Source organism: Velocimicrobium porci (assembly GCF_009696045.1).
Taxonomy (GTDB): domain Bacteria; phylum Bacillota; class Clostridia; order Lachnospirales; family Lachnospiraceae; genus Velocimicrobium; species Velocimicrobium porci.
Genome location: NZ_VUMT01000010.1, coordinates 59,899 through 78,595, shown reverse-complemented (window position 1 = coordinate 78,595; position 18,697 = coordinate 59,899). Strand labels below are relative to the sequence as shown.

The window sequence follows — 18,697 nt, the reverse complement described above, 5'->3', positions numbered from 1 at the left end:
AGAGAGGAGCGCAAGACTAAGATAATAGGAGAATGATGAGAAAAAATAAAAAGAACCAAAACGGAAGGAGAACATGGAAATGACAAAAGAATGGAGCAAAGAGAATCCGATTCCTGAGTTGAATTTAAAATGGTACGAGGAAAAATACAGTTATTCGGATGGAAATGTGGAAGATGAGATTATAGAAATCATAAAAGCGAATCAAGAGGTTGACTATTCTAAGTCTATTTATGAGAATTTGTCATGGCCATCTTATTATCACTTGACGTATTTGAGGGAAAACATTTTAAATTGGTATCCGTTTACAAAAAATGATTCTGTGCTTGAAATTGGTTGTGGAATGGGTGCAATTACAAATATGTTGTGTGAACGCTGTGGGCATGTTACAGCCGTAGAGCTTTCGAAACGACGTGCAACAGCTGTAAAGTATCGATGCTATGATAAAGATAATCTGGAAATTATTGTAGCGAATCTGAATGATATCGAATTTGAACAAAAATTTGATTATATCACGTTGATTGGTGTATTAGAATATCAGGGAACTTATACGTTATCAGAGAATCCATTTGTAGATTTCTTAAAGAAGATAAAGGAACTTTTAAAACCAGATGGAAAGCTCTTGATTGCGATTGAAAATAAATACGGATTAAAATATTGGTGTGGTGCAAAAGAAGATCATACCGGAATACCTTTTGATGGAATGAATCAATATAAAGTTGGAAATGGAAATGCACGTACCTTCTCAAAGAAGGAATTACGTGATTTACTGGAAAAAAGTGGGTATGGTTATAGCTACTTTTATTATCCACTACCGGATTATAAGTTACCGGAAAGAATTTATTCCGAGAATTATTTACCTCGTGAAAATGAATTAAATTCATTAAGACGATATTATATACCGGATAATGAATCTGTGATTGCAGACGAAAGAAATATTTATAATGATTTAATTGAAAACGAAGTGTTTGAGTTTTTTGCAAATTCATTTTTAGTGGAATGTTCTGCAAAAGAGAATAATGAGGGAAGAGTAGTGTTTATGAAAGACGGTGGGGAACGAAATGCAGCACACCGTATTATTACAACGATTGATGATAAAAAACAGGTTGTAAAAAGAGCAAAAACGATATATGGAGAGGAGCATATAAAACAGGTATATGCGAACATGGAAAACCTGAAAAACAGAGGAATACAGGTACTTCCAGTTACTTATAATAATGGAAAACTGGAAATGGAATTTTATGATGGAGAAACTTTGGAGCATAGATTGGTATCTTGCTTTGAAAAGAATGAGACAGAAGAAGCATTTGCTCTTATTGATACATTGATTGATTTTATAAAAATGACTTCTGACTGTGTGCCTTCCAAAGAAAACTGTATGATTTACTATGGTTTGATAAAAGAAGAGGAAGCATATAAGTATTCTTGCATTTTGAAAGATGGATACATTGACATGATAGCACAGAACTGTTTTGTTGGAGAGAAATGGGTTTTCTTTGATCAGGAATGGCATATGGAAAATGTTCCTTTGGACTTTATATTGTATCGAATGTTTAATATGCTATATTATAATAACCCGGATATTCAACAGCATTGTTCTCTTTACGATTTAGCAGAACATTATAATATGGTTGAGAGTTGGGACTTATATGGTGATTTAAATTCTGTTTTTGAAGCTCAGGTACTTGACAGATATCATCTAAATTCAAGTAATGGAATTAGTTCCATCAATTTAAATACATGTATTCAGAATATAGGAAAATTATTTCTTACAATTCCAAACAACACGAATACACAAGAAATCAATGTTGACGAATTAAAAAAGGAAATAAGCATTTTACTGAGCGAAAAGAAATATGAGCAGTTAGAAGAATTGATGAATAGTGAAGAAATTGCTGACATAAAAGAGAAAGACATAGAAAAACTCCGAAACATTATGTGTATTTATAGTATGGAGAAAAAGTCAGGGGCTTATAACTTTATAAGCACATGTGACAGTCTGGATAAATGTCTGGATCATTATAATACAGTAAAATATCTTATTTCAGATATTATTAGTAATGGAGAAAAAAGTAGAATCGAAGATTTTATCCGGTATGTAAAATTATATCAGGTTTCTTACATTGCACTTATTGTGATTGCCTCCTGCGAGTGGGGCGAGGGTGAGATGGAGGCTGTTTTGGGATATATTGGAGAGATTTATCTGGAAAAGAATATGGATGAAGATGCTGCTAACATTTTTGGCTATCTTCTTGATTGCAATCCAGATAATGACGATGCGAAATATAAGTTAGGATATATTTATTATAAACATAACAATTTTGAGAAGGCAATGGAATATCTGGAGGCAATTTCTTATCCGACAATGGAAGTAGAGGAATTAAAAAATAATATAATGCGTTTTGGAATAAATTAAGGTGGACAAAAATAGTATGAAAAATAAATTGTCGATATGTATTATAATGAAAAATGAAGCTTCTAATCTTGAAAAATGTTTAGAAAAGCTAAAGGATCTGGGAGATGAAATTATAGTCACAGATACGGGCTCTACAGATGGTTCAAGAGAAATAGCAAAAAAATACACAGACAAAATTTTTGATTTTGAATGGAAAAATGATTTTTCAGCAGCAAGAAACTTTGCAATCTCGAAAGCTTCTAATAATTGGATACTTGTAATAGATTGCGATGAATTTGTACAAGAGTATGATTTAGAAAAGCTTGATTTATTATTGGAACAATATCCACAGGGAATTGGAAGAATAAAAAGGGTTAATCTGTTTACCCGTGATGAGGAAGAATATAAATTAAATGAAAATGTAAACCGCCTGTTTTCCAAAAAATATTACAGATATGAAGGAATCATACATGAGCAGGTAGTTCATGTAAAAGGAGAAGCATTTAATAAACTGTTTGAAGTGCCGGTTACAGCAGAACATATAGGATATGAAAGTGAGATTTTTAGCCAAAAGCAAAAAGCGGAAAGAAATAAAACATTACTTTTAAAACAGTTGAAACAAAAAGAAGACCCTTATCTTTTATACCAATTGGGAAAAACAGAATATATGCAGAAAAATTTTTCAGAAACAAAAGAATATTTTGAAAAAGCATTTACATATGATTTAGAGCCAAAATTAGAATATGTACAAGATATGGTCGAGAGCTATGGATATACCTTGCTATACTTAGAACAATATAAAGAGGCAATGCAATTATTAGCATTGTACGATGAATTTGCGGTAAATGCAGATTTTATTTTTCTCATTGGTCTGATTTATATGAATAATGGCCATTTTAAAGAAGCTATTTTAGAATTTCAAAAGGCAACACAAAATAAAAATTGGAGAATGGAGGGAGTCAATTCCTTCCGTTCATGGTATAATATTGGTGTGATTTATGAGTGTCTGGGACAAAAGGAGAAAGCAATTTCATACTATAAGAAATGTGGCACTTATAAGAAAGCAAAAGATGGAATTACAAGGATAACAAGCAGAAAGGAAAAATAAGAGAATGAATGAATTAGAAAAAAAGAAAGAAGCTTTAAGAAATATCGTAGAATATAATGCAAAATTAGAAAATGGAATTGAAAACTTAGTTTATGAATTAAGGACTGATGAGAAAGAAGATACAATTGAATTTTTAAATACAGTAGTAAAAGGAGTTAATTGGGTTATTGAAGTTACAAATTTAATTATGGACTTCTTAAATAGTGATAAGCAAAGAATCGGAAAAGAAGAAATGAATGAAAAGATAAAAGTACTTAATAAAGCAATTTCCGGTAAAGAGAAAGAGGAAATCGCCAATGTATTTGAGAATGATATTTTAACTTTCTTAAAATGCTTAGATTCTGCAGAAGAGGAACTTTGCAGATAGAGATTTTAAATAAATCAGCAGGCATGGGAAGAAAGAATGGAATGGATAAAGGAAAACAAAGTGTAATAGAGTTAATATTAAAAGCAGATGAGGAATGGAATCATCAGAATTATGAAGAGTACTATAATGATATAAGACTGGGACTTTCCTATGACCCGGCAAATTCTGAGTTATATTTAATGCTTGGTATGTACTATTCATTAAAAAATCCAGAACAGGCATATTTATGTTACAAGCAGGCTTTATATTATTGTGACAATGAAGAAGACAGACATATTATTTTGGGATTTTTAACTGCTCTGGTACAAGCGCATAGGATTTTGATTCCTAAGATTTCCATTGTGATTCTTTCCTTTAATCAGTTAGAATTAACGAAGCAATGTATTGAAAGTATCAGAAAAAATTGCAATAGAGAATCTTATGAATTAATTGTCGTTGACAATGCGTCGAAAGAGAATGTGAGAAACTGGTTAAAACAACAAGATGATATGAAACTAATCTTAAATAGTGAAAACAATGGATTTCCTAAAGGGTGCAACCAGGGGATTGCCTGTGCAGGAAAAGACAATGATATCTTATTGTTAAATAATGATATTATTATGCCACAAAATGCATTGTTTTGGCTGCAAATGGGATTATATGAAGCTAAAGACATTGGAGCAGCCGGAAGTGTATCAAACAATGCGGTTAATTACCAACAGGTGTCTGAGCATTTTGCTACCGTAGAAGAGTGGATTGAATACGCTAAAGCGGTGAATCTGCCATCACATTTTGCGTATGAATTTAAAGGGTGGCTTATGGGATTTGCAATGCTAATCCGAAGAAAGGCATTAGATGAAGTCGGATATTTAGATGAACAGTTTTCACCGGGCAATTATGAAGATAATGATTTGAGCATAAGACTTTTAACAAATGGTTATAAGCTTTTGCTATGTAAAAATAGTTTTATTTTTCATTATGGTGGAAGCAGTTTTAAGAAAAATTCATCTTATATGGAACTTTTGGAAAGAAACAGAGAAAAATTAGCGGTAAAATATCAGTTTGATTATGTACCGTTTAGTGTGGTTGACAGAAATATTATTGACTGCATAAAACAGACAGAAGAACCAGTTAAAGTTTTAGAGTATGGGTGTAAACTAGGTTGTACTTTAGCAAGAATCAAGAGTATATATCCCCAAAGTTATGTGTTAGGAGTGGAACCAAGAGAAGAGTTATATCGTCTGGCAAAGCAGGTCACGAATGTGATACAGGCAGATGATAAGAATATAGAAAGTAAGTTAAAGAACCAGACATTTGATTATATTATACTGGATAATACGATACATCTTGGTGAACCGGAAACGTTACTATTACACTTAAAAAAATTGCTACATAACGATGGAAAAATAATTATATCGTTTCAAAACAAACAATATGTACAAGATGTGGAAAAAGCAGGGGACACAATAGGAATGAGCCTGGAAGAAATGGTTACTCTCTGCAATAAGCTTAGCATTTCTATTTTTGATGTCTGCTACCAAAAGGGAAAACTTCCGTATGAAGAAGAAAGCAGGGAATCTATGTTATCTTCGATGAAAAGTTTTATTATGGTATTAAAAAATTGTTAGAGAAAAGGAGTATTTGCATCATGGATATTGAACGGAAAATCCTGTTAAACCCCGGACCGGCAACTACAACCGATTCAGTAAAGCTTGCACAAATAGTTCCGGATATTTGTCCCAGAGAAAAAGATTTTGCGGATTTAATGCAGGGAATAAGAGAGGACTTAGTCAAAATTGTACATGGAGATTTAGAAAAATATACATCTGTTTTATTTTGTGGATCTGGAACAATTGCGATGGATGTTTGTTTAAATTCTTTACTGCCGGCAGATAAGAAAATTTTAATCATCAATAATGGAGCATATAGTTCGAGAGCGGTTGAAATTTGTAACTACTATAATCTGCCATATATAAATCTGGAGTTTGAAATTGATGCACTTCCGGATTTAAATAAAATTGAGAAAACATTAAGTGAAAATAAAGATATCGCCTTTGTTTATACGACTCATAACGAAACAGGTTCGGGTATATTAAATCCAATCAGAAAAATTGGGGAACTGGCTCATAAGTATCATACCTTTTTTGTCGTTGATACAACATCAACTTATGCAATGCGACCAATTAATATGGAAGAAGATAATATTGATTTTTGTATGGCATCTGCGCAAAAGGGGCTTATGGCAATGACAGGTATATCATATGTCATTGGAAATCGAAGTATCATTGAACAGTCAAAAGAATTTCCAAAACGTTCTTATTATTGTAATTTATATATGCAATATGAATATTTTGAAAAGCATGGAGAGATGCATTTTACTCCGCCGGTTCAGACGGTTTACGCATTGAAGCAGGCTTTGTCAGAGTATTTCAAAGAGGGCGAGAAAGAAAAGTGGAACAGACATACCAGAGTATTTGAAGCAATTCATAAAGGATTAGAAGAACTTGGATTTAAAGATATTATAAAGAGAGAATGGCAGGCAGGGCTTGTTGTGACGGTAAAATATCCAGATGACAGTAACTGGGATTTTAATGCGGTACATGACTATTGTTATGAACACGGCTTCACAATTTATCCGGGAAAAATTGGAAACCAACATACATTTCGCTTATGTGCATTGGGTGCGATTGATGCAGATGACATCGAAAAATTCTTTCAGGTAATGCGAGAATGTCTATGTAAACTTCATGTAAAAATACCGGTAAATTATAATGAGGTGTGAAATGGAAAATCAGGAAATTGCGATTTTGATGGCAGCAGGATTGGGAACACGTATGAGACCATTAACTGAAACGATGCCAAAACCATTAGTAAAGGTAAATGGAATACCGTTAATTGAAACTGTAATAAAAGGATTAAATAAAAGAAAAGTTTCGACAATCTATATTGTTACAGGTTATTTGAAAGAACAATTTGGATATTTAAAAGAACAATATTCTAATATAGTACTGATTGAAAATACAGAGTATTTAGAAAAAAATAATATCTCATCACTTTATGCGGTGGGAGATATTTTAGGCAGTGCAAATTGTTTTATCTGTGAAGCAGATTTGTGTGTAACAGATGACACGATATTTGACAAGGTTTCGGCTGAATCCTGTTATTACGGAAAAATGGTTAGTGATTATTCTGCTGACTGGGCGTTTGATGTAGAAGATAATCGAATTACAAGAATCGGAAAAGGTGGGACCGATACTTATAATATGGTTGGAATTTCTTATTGGAAACAAAGTGACGCAAAACGGATTCGAGAGGAAATAGAAAAGGAGTATAAAAAACAAGGACATGAAAGTCTGTTTTGGGATGAAATTGTAAACAGCCTTCTTGATGAGATAAACGTTCATATTTTAGAAATTCCAGCGGAATGTGTAATAGAAATTGATACAGTAGAGGAGTTAGAAAATGCAAACAGGAGAAAAAAATGAATTTTACAGAAAAGAGCAGAAAAAATAATTGGGAGTCAATTTGGTCGAATCGTTTAATTAATGTAGACAAACTGAAAGGAAACGATAAAAAAGAAATTCTTTTAGAATTAAAAAGAAGCAGTGGATATGACGTAATGCCAGGAAGTGTAACATTAGAGTCTTTTGTAACTCAATATCTGGAAATCAAAAATGGATTATTTTTTTCACCAGAAAGTAAAGAAAAACTTTTTATAGAAAGTATTTATGAGGTTGGTTGCGGAAGTGGTGGCAATTTATATATGTTTGAGAATGATATATTTGAGAATAAAGAAGCAAGTATTCAATGTGGTGGAATTGATTATTCAGAGAATTTACTTCATGTTGCACAATCGGTTCTTTCTACAACAGATTTAACTTATGACGAGGCAATTTCTGTTGATACAGAGAAAAAATATGATGCTGTTTTTTCGAATGGTGTATTTTCATATTTTCAAGATGAAGCATATGGATATTCTGTATTAGAGAAAATGTACGAAAAGGCTAGGAAGTCTATCGGAATTTTAGAGATTCACGATATAGAGAAGAAAGATGATTATATTTCATATAGAAAAAGAAATATAGAAAATTATGAAGAGAAATATAAGAATTTACCAAGGCTATTTTATTCAAAACAGTTTTTTGTAGATTTTGCTAAGGAACATAATTTATTAATTAAATTTACAGATTCTAAGATGGAAGGGTACTGGAATAATGAATTTATTTTTAACTGCTATATGTACAAATAAAAAGAAAGGAGGGGGGAAGGAACTGTGAAGGCAAATGATTTTGTAAGACAGATAAAAAGCATAGGGATTAATAATATAATTGGAATACCGGATTCTGCACTAAAGCCTTTTTGCGATTACATAAATGGGAACAAAGAGGAGGAAATGTTACACTATGTACCTGCAAATGAGGGAGCGGCAGTAGGTCTTGCAATTGGAGATTATCTTGCTACGGGAAAACCTTCATGTCTTTATATGCAAAATAGTGGAATTGGTAATATTGTAAATCCGATTACTTCCCTGGCGAATGAAAAAGTATATGGTATTCCGATGTTATTGTTAATTGGCTGGCGTGGAGAACCTGGTGTTCATGATGAACCACAACATCAGTTTATGGGTGAGATTACAGAGGAAATTTTACGGGTTTTAGATATTGAATATAAAATATTGAGTTCCGATACTTCGGAGGAAGAATTGCTTTTGGCATTTCAGAGAGCAGATGATGTACTGAAAGAAAACAGACAATTTGCTTTTGTTATCCGAAAAGGTTTTTTTACTGCAAATGAACCAAATTGTTATCAAAATGGATATTCTTTTATTCGTGAACAGGCAATTAAAGAAATTATTACAACCCTTTCTGAGAATGATATATTGGTTTCGACAACAGGGAAAATATCACGTGAAGTATACGAGCAGAGCAATCTTATAAACAACCAGCACTCTCAGGACTTTTTGACAGTTGGAGGAATGGGACATGCTTCAATGATAGCATTAGGAATTGCAAAGAAAAAAACGAAAAACAGAATTTATTGTTTAGACGGAGACGGGGCAGTTCTGATGCATATGGGAAGTTTAGCTTTTATTGCAAAGCAGAACCCGGATAATTTTATACATGTTTGCCTGAATAACGAAGCCCATGAATCAGTAGGAGGTATGCCTACCGGTGCAGCAGGCATAAAATATGCTGAAGTGGCAAAAGCTTGTGGTTATCCGGTTACTTATACGGTGGATAATCCAGAAGACCTTAAAAGGGCTTTGAAAGAGGCAGGGCAAAAGAAGCAGTTGACATTTATTGAAGTAAAGGTAAGTATACAGTCGAGAAGTGATTTAGGAAGACCCAAAGAAACAGCACTTGACAATCGAATTAATTTTATGAAATATCATGGAGTGGTTGATTAAAATGAAGAAAATATATGCATGTTTTTGTACCGATGTAATACATGAGGGACATTTAAATATAATTGAACAGGCAAAACAATATGGAGAAGTAATTGCGGGTGTATTAAGTGATCAGGCGATGATAAAATACAATCGTTTTCCGATTGTGTCCTTTGAAGAACGAAAAAGAATGTTAGAGGAAATTCCGGGTATTAGTGAGGTAGTAGTACAAAAGGAAGTTATGTATGAAGAAACACTGAAAAAATTAAAGCCGGATTATGTAATACACGGAGATAATTGGAAAAGCGGACCGATGGAGGTAATACGGAACAATGTGATTGAAACATTGAAAGAATGGGGAGGAGAGTTAATTGAAATACCGTATACCTATAATGAAAGAGTAAGTAATATTGAGGTACTTATGAAGGAAAAGGCAGCTATGCCGGAATACCGCAGGAAACGCTTACGTTTGTTATTGAAATTATGTCCAATTGTAAAAACAATTGAAGTACATAGTGGTCTGACGGGTCTGATTGCAGAGAAAACAATTGTTGCAAATGATGGTGAAATTGACCAATTTGATGCAATGTGGTTATCCAGTCTTTGTGATTCGACCGTAAAAGGAAAACCGGACATTGAGCTGGTTGATATGTCTTCCAGATTGAGAACTGTTGATGACATATTGGAAGTGACAACGAAACCTATTATATTAGATGGTGATACCGGTGGTTTGATTGAACATTTTGTTTATAATGTAAGAACTTTGGAACGAATGGGAGTATCGGCGGTAATTATAGAAGATAAAACTGGATTAAAAAAGAATTCATTATTTGGAACCGAAGTTGAGCAGACACAGGATACAATCGAAGGATTTTGTGCAAAAATTAAGGCCGGAAAAAAGGCACAGCGTACAGAAGATTTTATGATTATTGCCAGAATTGAAAGCTTAATACTGGAAAAGGGAATGAAAGATGCTTTAGCAAGAGCAATTGCATATACAGAAGCCGGTGCGGACGGAATCATGATTCATAGCAGAAGAAAGGAACCTACCGAAATATTTGAATTTTGCGATAGGTTCCGTGAAATAAATAAAGATACACCGATTGTGGTTGTTCCAACTTCTTATAATCAGGTAACAGAAGAAGAATTATATAACCACGGAATTAATATTGTTATTTATGCAAACCAGCTTACTCGTAGTGCATTTCCTGCTATGCAGCAAACAGCAACGGATATTTTAAAATATCATAGAGCAAAAGAAGTAGATGAAAGGTTAATGCCAATAAAGGAGATCCTGACTCTAATCGATGAATTATAATTTAATTCCACATAGAACAGATTGTGTATTTTGAAGTAAGTTTTTTGCTTAGGAAATCACAATCTGTTTTTTGATTGGTATAATATTCAATAGCATCTAAAATCTCTTTACAGCAATTACCACGGTTACTGAAGGTCGATTTTCCTTTTTCGAGGACTTCGTCATATTCTGCTGAGCGGGAAGCTAATTTTTCAACATATTCACGTAATTGTACTTTTTTAATTTTGATTACATAATCAAAAGGCACACTTGAAAAACGGCTTGGTATTGTATCCGGAATCAGCCAGTCAGTAACAGCTAAGCTTGGTTTATCAAATAGGAGTGCCTCTGTCATAACACTTGATTCATCAGAAACAACCAGATCACATAATTCCAAAGCAGTTATGATACTTTCTTCCGGTTCAATGTAGTATACATTTTCATATTTATTCTCATGCAAAGAACGCATTTCTTTTATATTATTGATGATTGCGCTATATTCTTTTGGCCAGTGGGCCTGTTTGATCAATAAGTTTACAGGAAGGGAAGAAAGTGCGAGAATAAAATCATCTTCCTTCTCATCATTTTCCCAGGATGGAGCATATAAAACAGAAAAATCATATTTAAAATTAAATTTTTCTTTTAATTCAACGGCACGTTCACTTAATGAACCAGAAGTTACCAGGTCACCTTTTGGATATCCGAATTCGTAGGTGCCACATCGAGGATTTACGTAGTATTGGCAGGCACATTCTGACCAGCGGGAAGCCCATGATTTTCCGGGAACAATACCGATATCAAAATTGTTCCATGGTTCTAATTCCCAGATATTAGGCCAACGGTTATGACCCTGTGCTAAGTCATGTAATAAAATCAAAGAAAATTTAGAATTTTCTGGAAAACAAACGTGCTGGCAATAAACGCCAATTTCTGCTTTTTGGGTTATTTTGTCAGTGAATTCTACAGTATAGCCTCGTTTTACTGCATAGTCAGCAATTGGTTTTAAATTATAATATTCCCCCTTGTCCGTATAAAAAAATGTAATATGTTTGGCAACAGAAATTTTTTCAGGAGAAGGTTCTTCTTTGATTGGTGCTATTTGTAGTAGGTTTTGATCGGCAAGGGAAGAAACGTATTCTTCGTAAGCGGCTTGGACATCACTTTCATCTTTGTATTCTTTTAATATGGTAGAAACAAGAGAATATTTTAGTATGCCAAGCGTTCCGTATAAAAGAAAATTGTATAAAAGAGAAAGCCTCTTAATAGAGTCGAAGGAACTGCATTGTATCTTCCATGGAATTTGCTGGGCATATTGAGTTGATACCATGAGTGTTGATAGGTTTCCATACAAATTAATATCGTGACAGATGCAATGTTCCAAAAACAGTCTGCCAATAAAGATAGAATCTTCTAAAATGTTGCTATATTGTAAAGAGTTATGGGCAATGATAGTATGTTCAGAGTCAATAAAATTTCTAGGGCTGACAAGAACATTAATGGAAGAATTGGCTTCCAGGTGAAAAACCATATTAGCAATTCTGTTATTATCGTAAATATGATTTTTTTCAAAAAAGCATATATATTTGCTTTGAGTTGTTAAAATATATTCAATAATGTTTTCAATGGAATCTTTGTTTGAAACCTTTACCACCTCTAAATTGGAATAAATTTCCTGTTCTAGATATTCGTTAATGGTTTCATCTGCGGCATCTAAACAAATAAGGCTTACCAGCGGACATCCATAATTGATAAAATATTCTATCATATTAATAAATTCATCTGTTTCAAATGTTTCTTTATAGAGGTTTATACATTCCCAAATATCTTCTAAAGAATGATTTTTAAAACATTGTTGAATTAGCAATTGCATTTCTTCTTTTGGTAATAAATTATTCATAAACATATCTATATGGATATACCATATACCCTTTCTTTAAAATTTGTTAAATTAATTGAATTTCTATAATGATAAGTATACGAAAAGTATATCAAAAAAACAAGATTTTTATTTGGCGGATAAAGCTAAGATTTTGTAGCTACTGGTGAGAAAATATAGTATAATAGCTTCTGGGGCATAAGAAAAATCTTAAAGGAGGAAACAAAAATTGAATGTACTATATGCAAATTGGCAATGTTTTGGTGCGGATGATATAATAGAAGCATTTGAAAATCTTGGGCACGATGTAAGCTGGATAGAACTGACAGAAACTTCGCATGAAAGGATGGATTGGAATTTTATTGAGTTTTTAAAAATTAAAATAAAAGAGATAGGAATAGAACTTATTGTTTCCTTTAATTATTTTCCAACTTTATCAGAAGCATGTAAGGATACAAACTGTAAGTATATGGCGATTGTATATGATAGTCCTTCTATAAAAGTATATTCCCCAAGTATTATAAATGAATGTAATTATGTCTTTGTTTTTGATAAAGCCATTAGTGAGGATTTGAACAGAAAAGGAGTACGAACTGTATTTTATGCACCTCTGGCAGTTAATATAGAACGCTTATCTAAAATAAAGATTACTGATGAAGAACTAAAATATTATGGTTGTGATATAGGTTTTATTGGGTCTTTATATAATGAAAACCATAATCTATATGATCGGTTAGCAGCACGTACAGAGGATAAGCAATTAATGGGGTATTTAGAGGGAATTATGGAAGCTCAATTGAAAGTGTATGGATATAATTTTTTAAAAGAATGTTTAAAACCAGATATTGTAAAGTCTATGTATGAGGCGATGCCATTTGAAGTAGAGGAAGGTTCGTTGACCGACAAGGAATATGTGTATTCGGATTATTTTCTGTGCAGAAAGTTGGCTAATATAGAAAGGACAAGGAATTTATCGTTATTATCCAAGTATTTTAAAGTTCATCTTTATACAAATAATCAGGATGTGTCAATTGGTAATTGTATTAATATGGGAAAAGTGAATTATTATACGGAAATGCCAAAAACCTTTCAGTCCTCTAAAATAAATCTGAATATGACCCTTAGAAGTATACGAACAGGAATACCATTGAGAGCGATGGACATTATGGGAGCAGGAGGGTTCCTGCTGACTAATTTTCAAGAAGATTTTTTATTACATTTTGAACCAGATGCAGATTTTGTTTTTTATGCAAGTCCGGAGGAATTACTTGAAAAATCTGATTATTATTTAAGGCATGAAACGGAAAGAAAAAGAATTGCTCTGAATGGGTTAAAAAGAATCAAGGAAGATCATACATATGAAAAGCGTTTAAAAGCTTTACTTGAAATAATAAAATGAAGATAATGATAACTAAGAAAGTATTAAACTTTTAGAATGGAATCTGATAAAGGATATAAGGAGATAGGCGACATGAAAGTTTTGAATATGGATTGGTGGGACGATTTTAGCTGTATTGGTGGAGAATGTCCTCTTACTTGTTGTTGCACAAGCTGGTCGATTGATTTAACAGAGAAGGAAATAGAACAATATGAGAAGTTAGACCACCCCTTTCGAGATACGATTGTAGCTTCGATTGATAAAGGAAATAAAAAGATGAAAGAGAAAAATGGGTATTGCTCGCTTCTTACAGAAGATGGCTGGTGTCATATGGTACGAGAATGTGGAGAGCAATATTTATCAAACACTTGCACAGAATTTCCAAGGAATAGAAGAATTTTTGGAGATATTGTAGAACAAACGGTAGAACTGGTTTGTCCTGTTGTTGCAAAATATTTATTTCGAAAAGAAAAGATAGTTTTTGATTTTGGTGAAACTGATGTAAAAGAAGCAATTAATTCAATTGATTATACTTTATATGATACGTTATCGTTAGTTAGAACGAATTTGATTGATCTATTTCAAGAATATAAAGGTAATTTTTTTACTGGTAAAATGATTATTATGCTTCAGCTGTTATATAAAATAAAAAAGTTATTTGCAAATAATACATTTAGCAGAGAAAACGTAGAGGAATTACTAGCATTTTATGAAAATGAAACAAATCGTGCTACTATTTTTTTTAAGGGAGAAGAAATAGCTAAAAATTATAAAGAAAAAGTAAAGGTGCTTTGCAAATTTATGATATGGCTTGATAAATGGGTTACAACTTTAATGGAAAAAAAGCTGATGGAAACGGATTTTGGATTAAAACAAAATATAAAATTATGGAGTAAAAATCCAGAAAGCTTTGTTTGTGATTTGCAGGTATTTTCTGAATATTTTAGAACAAAGTATGGGCAGGTTTTTGAAAATTATTTTGTTTATACTTTGTTTCATGATTGGATTTCGTTAGAGAAAGACAAATTTGGAAAGAATATTATTCTAAAAGTATTTGAGTTTGCGCAGATTCAATTATTAGCGCTGTCCATTTGGAAAGAAAAAGGAGGGGTATTGCCACAGTCTGATTATGAATTGATGATTACTTATAGTGATAGATCAATTGGGCATAGTAGTGAAAAAGAAGCATTTTACAAGTCAATGCAAGAGAATGATTTTACTTGCACGGCTAGTTTGTTAATGCTTTGTATTATTTAGTTTGTAGATAAGTGTTTTAGAGTATTTTCTGCAGAACTACAGACTACAAGGTGGTTTCTAGTTAACTCTACTACACCGCAATGCCTATTTTTAATAATATAACCGTTAGGAGGAAACTCACATGAACTACATCATCTTTGGAAAAAAAATCCGGGACGAGCGTCTAAAGCTCCACCTTACTCAGGAAAAACTAGGGAAAGAGGTGAATTTATCAACAGCATATATAGGACAAATCGAGCGTGGTGAGAGAAGCCTTACATTAGATAATTTAGAAATCCTTACAAAACGGTTAGGAATTTCGATTGATTATTTATTATCAGAATCAATGACAAATAAGGAAGAGAATACAAATAAACTATGGCTTCAGTTAGTGAATGAACGTTCGAAAGAAGAAAAACAGATGGCTGTTGATATAATTCAATCTGTATTTGCAGCTTTGGATAACAGGAAAAAACAGGTGCACTAAAGAATTTGTTATTTATATTCCTGTAGTCGGACAGTTAAATGGAAAGACACAAGATTTTATCTTGTGTCTTTTGTTTCTTTTATGATATACTTGTGTTTATAATTTGAGATAAGAGGGTCTCAAGTAAAAGAAGGGAGCAAATAATTTATGGCAAAAGAATATTCGGCAATTGAACCAGAGATTAAAGAACTGGCTGTAAAATGTAAAGAAAGTCTTGCAATTAATCCTGAATTATATGGCAAATACGAAGTAAAAAGGGGACTTCGTGATGTCAGTGGACAAGGTGTACTGACGGGTTTGACAGAAGTATCGGAGATTCGTTCGCATATTATGGTCGACAGGGACATTGTTCCTACAGAAGGAAAGCTGTATTATCAAGGGGTTGATATTGAGGAAATTGTACAGGGATTTATTCGGGAAAAACGTTTTGGATTTGAGGAAACGGTATTTTTACTTTTGTTTGGGAAATTGCCAACAAAGGAAGAATTAGATACATTAAATCATTTACTTTCCCAATATAGAAAGGAACTTCCTACAAGTTTTGTAAGAGACATTATTATGAAAGCACCAAGTCGGGACATGATGAATACTTTGGCAAGAAGTGTCCTGACGCTGTATTCGTATGATGAAAAAGCGGATGATACTTCGATTGAGAATGTGTTAAGGCAATGTCTTCAGTTAATTGCTTTATTTCCACTCCTTTCCGTCTATGGTTATCAGGCATATAGCCACTATCACGATGGAAATAGTCTTTTTATTCATCAGCCGGTGGAGGGCTTATCTACGGCAGAAAATATTTTGCATATTTTACGGCCGGATAGTAAGTATACAGAGTTAGAAGCCAAGATTTTAGACCTTGCATTGGTACTTCATGCGGAACATGGTGGAGGTAATAACTCGACCTTTACAACGCATGTTGTAACTTCTTCGGGAACAGATACGTATTCTGCAGTTGCTGCGTCACTTGGTTCTTTAAAAGGACCAAAGCATGGTGGTGCCAATATTAAAGTTATGCGGATGTTTGAAGACATGAAAGATACAATCAAAGATTGGGAAGATGAAGAGGAAGTAAGGCAGTATCTGACTGACATTTTAAATAAAAAAGCTTTTGATAAAAAAGGACTGATTTATGGAATGGGGCATGCTGTATACTCTATTTCAGACCCTAGAGCGAATATTTTAAAGGGATTTGTGGAGAAGCTGTCGGTAGAAAAAGGATTTGAAAAGGAATTTAGCCTATATTCCATGGTAGAGCGTTTGGCACCGGAAGTAATTGCAAGTGAGCGTAAGATTTATAAAGGTGTTAGTGCAAATGTGGATTTTTATAGTGGTTTTGTGTATAATATGTTAGGACTTCCATTTGAGTTATATACTCCGATTTTTGCAATTGCAAGAATTGCGGGCTGGAGTGCACACCGTTTGGAAGAGCTGATTAATGAAGGTAAGATTATTCGTCCTGCTTATAAAGCGGTGGCAAAACACAAAAATTATGTTCCAATGGAGGAACGTTAAAAGACGGAGGACAGAAGCGAATATGAAAAAGCTGGTCAAGATAATAAAAGAGAACCATCTGATTATAGATGTGTTAAATGTATTATTAGGACTGGTTCTTATTGTTACAGTTGTTCTGTTTTGTATGTTCCCGGGCAACAAGATTGTGATAGGACTCATGATTTTGTTGTCCGGCTTTATGAATATAGGAAATGGAATAAAGCGCTATCAAAGCAAGAGAACTAGAGGAACCGGAATGGCATTGATGACAGTGGGAGCCTGTATTTTAATAATTGGCATATATATATTAAATTTGTTGTGATTACAAAGTAAAAGAAGGAAGAGAAAATGAAAAGTGAAATTCTTCGATTATTGAAAAGGGAAGAAGGATATCTTTCAGGTCAGGAGTTATGTAATCGGCTTCAAGTGTCGAGAACTGCCATTTGGAAGATAATGAATCAATTGAAAGAAGAGGGTTATCAGATTGACTCGGTATCCAATCGTGGATATCATTTAGAAAAATGCCCTGACATTGTTACAGGAGAAGAACTTGAGAGTGAACTGGAAGGAAGAGTGTTTGGACATGAAGTATATTATAAGGAAGAGATGGATTCTACGAATGTTCAGGCAAAAAAGCTGGCAGAACAGGGCATTGCCAATCATGGTTATTTAGTAACAGCGGAAAAACAGACGAATGGAAAGGGGAGAAGGGGAAGAAGCTGGAGCTCGCCAAAAGGAACCGGAATATGGATGTCGCTCGTATTAAAACCGGATATCTCCCCATATAATGCTTCCATGCTCACTTTAGTTACAGCCCTTGCAGTAAACAGGGTAATTAGGGAGCAGACCGGTTTGGAATCTTATATTAAATGGCCAAATGATATCGTAGTAAATGGAAAGAAAGTATGTGGAATTCTGACCGAGATGAGTTCAGAATTGGACTATATTCACTATGTAGTAATAGGAATTGGTATTAATGTTAATACAAAGGACTTCCCAGAGGAGATTTCGGAGCGGGCAACTTCTCTTTTTATAGAAAGTCATAAAACTTATAAAAGAAGCCGGATAATAGAGAAAATAATGGAGTATTTGGAATTTTATTATGAGCAATTTACCTTAAATCAGGATTTGCGGTTGCTTTTAACAGAATATAATCAAATGCTTATTAATATAGAGAATAAAGTAGTTGTACAAGAAAAACAGACTTCATTTGAAGGAATTGCGAAAGGAATTAATGAGAAAGGAGAACTTCTGGTACAGACTGAAAAAGGAATTCGGACAGTTATGTCTGGAGAGGTATCAGTAAGAGGTATATATGGTTATGTTTGAGAATGTTGTATTGTGTGCATCAAGCGCCTATGAAGAAAAATATTATTTAAATGAACAATTTCAAAGGTTGCCGGAATCAATAAAAGAAGAGTTACAGATTATGTGTGTTCTTTATACGGCAGATGTAGGAGGAATCCTTACATTAGAGTTCGACGAAGACGGCAATTTGTTATTTAATGTAACAGCTGATGAAGGTGATTTGTTATTTGACGAGATTGGAAGCGTATTGAAGGTGAAACAGCTGCAAAATGAAAAAAAAGAATTGTTAGAGGCATTAGAATTATATTATAAGGCATTTTTCTTAAATGAAGATGTTTCGGAATTGTTAGAGGAAGAGTAATGGGAAGATACAAAAATTGTTTCGAAGGAAA

17 protein-coding genes are annotated in these 18,697 nt (G+C 33.3%); 16 read left to right on the top strand and 1 reads right to left on the bottom strand.

Features of this window, described 5'->3' with window-relative positions; all coding sequences use genetic code 11:
- The first annotated feature begins 79 nt into the window (after positions 1–79).
- Genes FYJ58_RS08275 through aepX form a run of 9 tightly spaced genes read left to right on the top strand, consistent with a single transcriptional unit; the run spans position 80 to position 10,550 of the window.
- Complete coding sequence (locus tag FYJ58_RS08275) at positions 80–2,413, top strand: methyltransferase domain-containing protein (RefSeq protein ID WP_154519270.1); 2,334 nt, start codon at positions 80–82, stop codon at positions 2,411–2,413.
- A 16-nt stretch (positions 2,414–2,429) separates the two neighbouring features.
- On the top strand, positions 2,430–3,500 hold the full coding sequence (locus FYJ58_RS08270; protein ID WP_154519269.1) for a glycosyltransferase: 1,071 nt from the start codon (positions 2,430–2,432) through the stop codon (positions 3,498–3,500).
- A gap of 4 nt (positions 3,501–3,504) precedes the next feature.
- On the top strand, positions 3,505–3,867 hold the full coding sequence (locus tag FYJ58_RS08265) for a hypothetical protein (RefSeq protein WP_154519268.1): 363 nt from the start codon (positions 3,505–3,507) through the stop codon (positions 3,865–3,867).
- Positions 3,858–5,474, top strand: a complete 1,617-nt coding sequence (locus FYJ58_RS08260) for a glycosyltransferase family 2 protein (protein WP_205839201.1) — start codon at positions 3,858–3,860, stop codon at positions 5,472–5,474. Before FYJ58_RS08265 ends, FYJ58_RS08260 begins: the two co-directional genes overlap by 10 nt.
- Before the next feature lie 20 nt (positions 5,475–5,494).
- Positions 5,495–6,628 carry a 2-aminoethylphosphonate aminotransferase gene (locus FYJ58_RS08255; RefSeq protein WP_154519266.1) on the top strand — a complete coding sequence of 378 codons (1,134 nt, stop codon included), beginning with the start codon at positions 5,495–5,497 and terminating at the stop codon, positions 6,626–6,628.
- A gap of 1 nt (position 6,629) precedes the next feature.
- Complete coding sequence (locus tag FYJ58_RS08250) at positions 6,630–7,331, top strand: phosphocholine cytidylyltransferase family protein (RefSeq protein ID WP_154519265.1); 702 nt, start codon at positions 6,630–6,632, stop codon at positions 7,329–7,331.
- Positions 7,328–8,095, top strand: a complete 768-nt coding sequence (locus FYJ58_RS08245; RefSeq protein ID WP_154519264.1) for a methyltransferase — start codon at positions 7,328–7,330, stop codon at positions 8,093–8,095. Before FYJ58_RS08250 ends, FYJ58_RS08245 begins: the two co-directional genes overlap by 4 nt.
- A 24-nt stretch (positions 8,096–8,119) precedes the next feature.
- Positions 8,120–9,253 carry a phosphonopyruvate decarboxylase gene (gene aepY, locus FYJ58_RS08240; protein WP_328597819.1) on the top strand — a complete coding sequence of 378 codons (1,134 nt, stop codon included), beginning with the start codon at positions 8,120–8,122 and terminating at the stop codon, positions 9,251–9,253.
- Between the two features lies 1 nt (position 9,254).
- Positions 9,255–10,550, top strand: a complete 1,296-nt coding sequence (aepX, locus tag FYJ58_RS08235) for a phosphoenolpyruvate mutase (protein ID WP_154519263.1) — start codon at positions 9,255–9,257, stop codon at positions 10,548–10,550.
- A 1-nt stretch (position 10,551) separates the two neighbouring features.
- On the opposite strand, the gene FYJ58_RS08230 is transcribed toward aepX, so the two are convergent.
- Positions 10,552–12,426, bottom strand: a complete 1,875-nt coding sequence (locus FYJ58_RS08230; RefSeq protein WP_205839200.1) for a CDP-glycerol glycerophosphotransferase family protein — start codon at positions 12,424–12,426, stop codon at positions 10,552–10,554.
- 208 nt (positions 12,427–12,634) lie between these two features.
- Between FYJ58_RS08230 and FYJ58_RS08225 the strand changes: the two genes are divergently transcribed.
- The 7 genes from FYJ58_RS08225 (at position 12,635) to FYJ58_RS08195 (ending at position 18,666) form a co-directional block, all read left to right on the top strand.
- Positions 12,635–13,804 (top strand): CgeB family protein, encoded by a 1,170-nt coding sequence (locus FYJ58_RS08225; RefSeq protein ID WP_154519261.1) that lies wholly within the window; start codon positions 12,635–12,637, stop codon positions 13,802–13,804.
- Positions 13,805–13,876: 72 nt separating this feature from the next.
- Positions 13,877–15,040 carry a flagellin lysine-N-methylase gene (fliB, locus tag FYJ58_RS08220; protein ID WP_154519260.1) on the top strand — a complete coding sequence of 388 codons (1,164 nt, stop codon included), beginning with the start codon at positions 13,877–13,879 and terminating at the stop codon, positions 15,038–15,040.
- Between the two features lie 121 nt (positions 15,041–15,161).
- Positions 15,162–15,506 (top strand): helix-turn-helix domain-containing protein, encoded by a 345-nt coding sequence (locus FYJ58_RS08215; protein WP_154519259.1) that lies wholly within the window; start codon positions 15,162–15,164, stop codon positions 15,504–15,506.
- 147 nt (positions 15,507–15,653) lie between these two features.
- Positions 15,654–17,018 carry a citrate/2-methylcitrate synthase gene (locus FYJ58_RS08210; RefSeq protein WP_154519258.1) on the top strand — a complete coding sequence of 455 codons (1,365 nt, stop codon included), beginning with the start codon at positions 15,654–15,656 and terminating at the stop codon, positions 17,016–17,018.
- A gap of 22 nt (positions 17,019–17,040) precedes the next feature.
- Positions 17,041–17,319: a hypothetical protein gene (locus FYJ58_RS08205; RefSeq protein WP_154519257.1), complete on the top strand. Its 279-nt coding sequence runs from the start codon at positions 17,041–17,043 to the stop codon at positions 17,317–17,319.
- Positions 17,320–17,345: 26 nt separating this feature from the next.
- A complete protein-coding gene (locus tag FYJ58_RS08200) occupies positions 17,346–18,326 on the top strand; it encodes a biotin--[acetyl-CoA-carboxylase] ligase (protein WP_154519256.1) in 981 nt (326 codons plus the stop codon).
- Entirely contained in the window at positions 18,319–18,666 is a 348-nt protein-coding gene (locus FYJ58_RS08195) for a DUF6145 family protein (protein ID WP_154519297.1), read from the top strand. Before FYJ58_RS08200 ends, FYJ58_RS08195 begins: the two co-directional genes overlap by 8 nt.
- Positions 18,667–18,697 lie beyond the last annotated feature (31 nt).

What these genes read in the sequence shown, in the direction of transcription:
- FYJ58_RS08275 (WP_154519270.1), top strand. Translation starts at nt 80, where the DNA reads ATGACAAAAGAATGGAGCAAAGAGAATCCGATTCCTGAGTTGAATTTA.
- FYJ58_RS08270 (WP_154519269.1), top strand. Translation starts at nt 2,430, where the DNA reads ATGAAAAATAAATTGTCGATATGTATTATAATGAAAAATGAAGCTTCT.
- FYJ58_RS08265 (WP_154519268.1), top strand. Translation starts at nt 3,505, where the DNA reads ATGAATGAATTAGAAAAAAAGAAAGAAGCTTTAAGAAATATCGTAGAA.
- FYJ58_RS08255 (WP_154519266.1), top strand. Translation starts at nt 5,495, where the DNA reads ATGGATATTGAACGGAAAATCCTGTTAAACCCCGGACCGGCAACTACA.
- FYJ58_RS08250 (WP_154519265.1), top strand. Translation starts at nt 6,630, where the DNA reads ATGGAAAATCAGGAAATTGCGATTTTGATGGCAGCAGGATTGGGAACA.
- FYJ58_RS08245 (WP_154519264.1), top strand. Translation starts at nt 7,328, where the DNA reads ATGAATTTTACAGAAAAGAGCAGAAAAAATAATTGGGAGTCAATTTGG.
- aepX (WP_154519263.1), top strand. Translation starts at nt 9,255, where the DNA reads ATGAAGAAAATATATGCATGTTTTTGTACCGATGTAATACATGAGGGA.
- FYJ58_RS08230 (WP_205839200.1), bottom strand. Translation starts at nt 12,426, where the DNA reads ATGAATAATTTATTACCAAAAGAAGAAATGCAATTGCTAATTCAACAA.
- fliB (WP_154519260.1), top strand. Translation starts at nt 13,877, where the DNA reads ATGAAAGTTTTGAATATGGATTGGTGGGACGATTTTAGCTGTATTGGT.
- FYJ58_RS08215 (WP_154519259.1), top strand. Translation starts at nt 15,162, where the DNA reads ATGAACTACATCATCTTTGGAAAAAAAATCCGGGACGAGCGTCTAAAG.
- FYJ58_RS08210 (WP_154519258.1), top strand. Translation starts at nt 15,654, where the DNA reads ATGGCAAAAGAATATTCGGCAATTGAACCAGAGATTAAAGAACTGGCT.
- FYJ58_RS08205 (WP_154519257.1), top strand. Translation starts at nt 17,041, where the DNA reads ATGAAAAAGCTGGTCAAGATAATAAAAGAGAACCATCTGATTATAGAT.
- FYJ58_RS08200 (WP_154519256.1), top strand. Translation starts at nt 17,346, where the DNA reads ATGAAAAGTGAAATTCTTCGATTATTGAAAAGGGAAGAAGGATATCTT.
- FYJ58_RS08195 (WP_154519297.1), top strand. Translation starts at nt 18,319, where the DNA reads ATGTTTGAGAATGTTGTATTGTGTGCATCAAGCGCCTATGAAGAAAAA.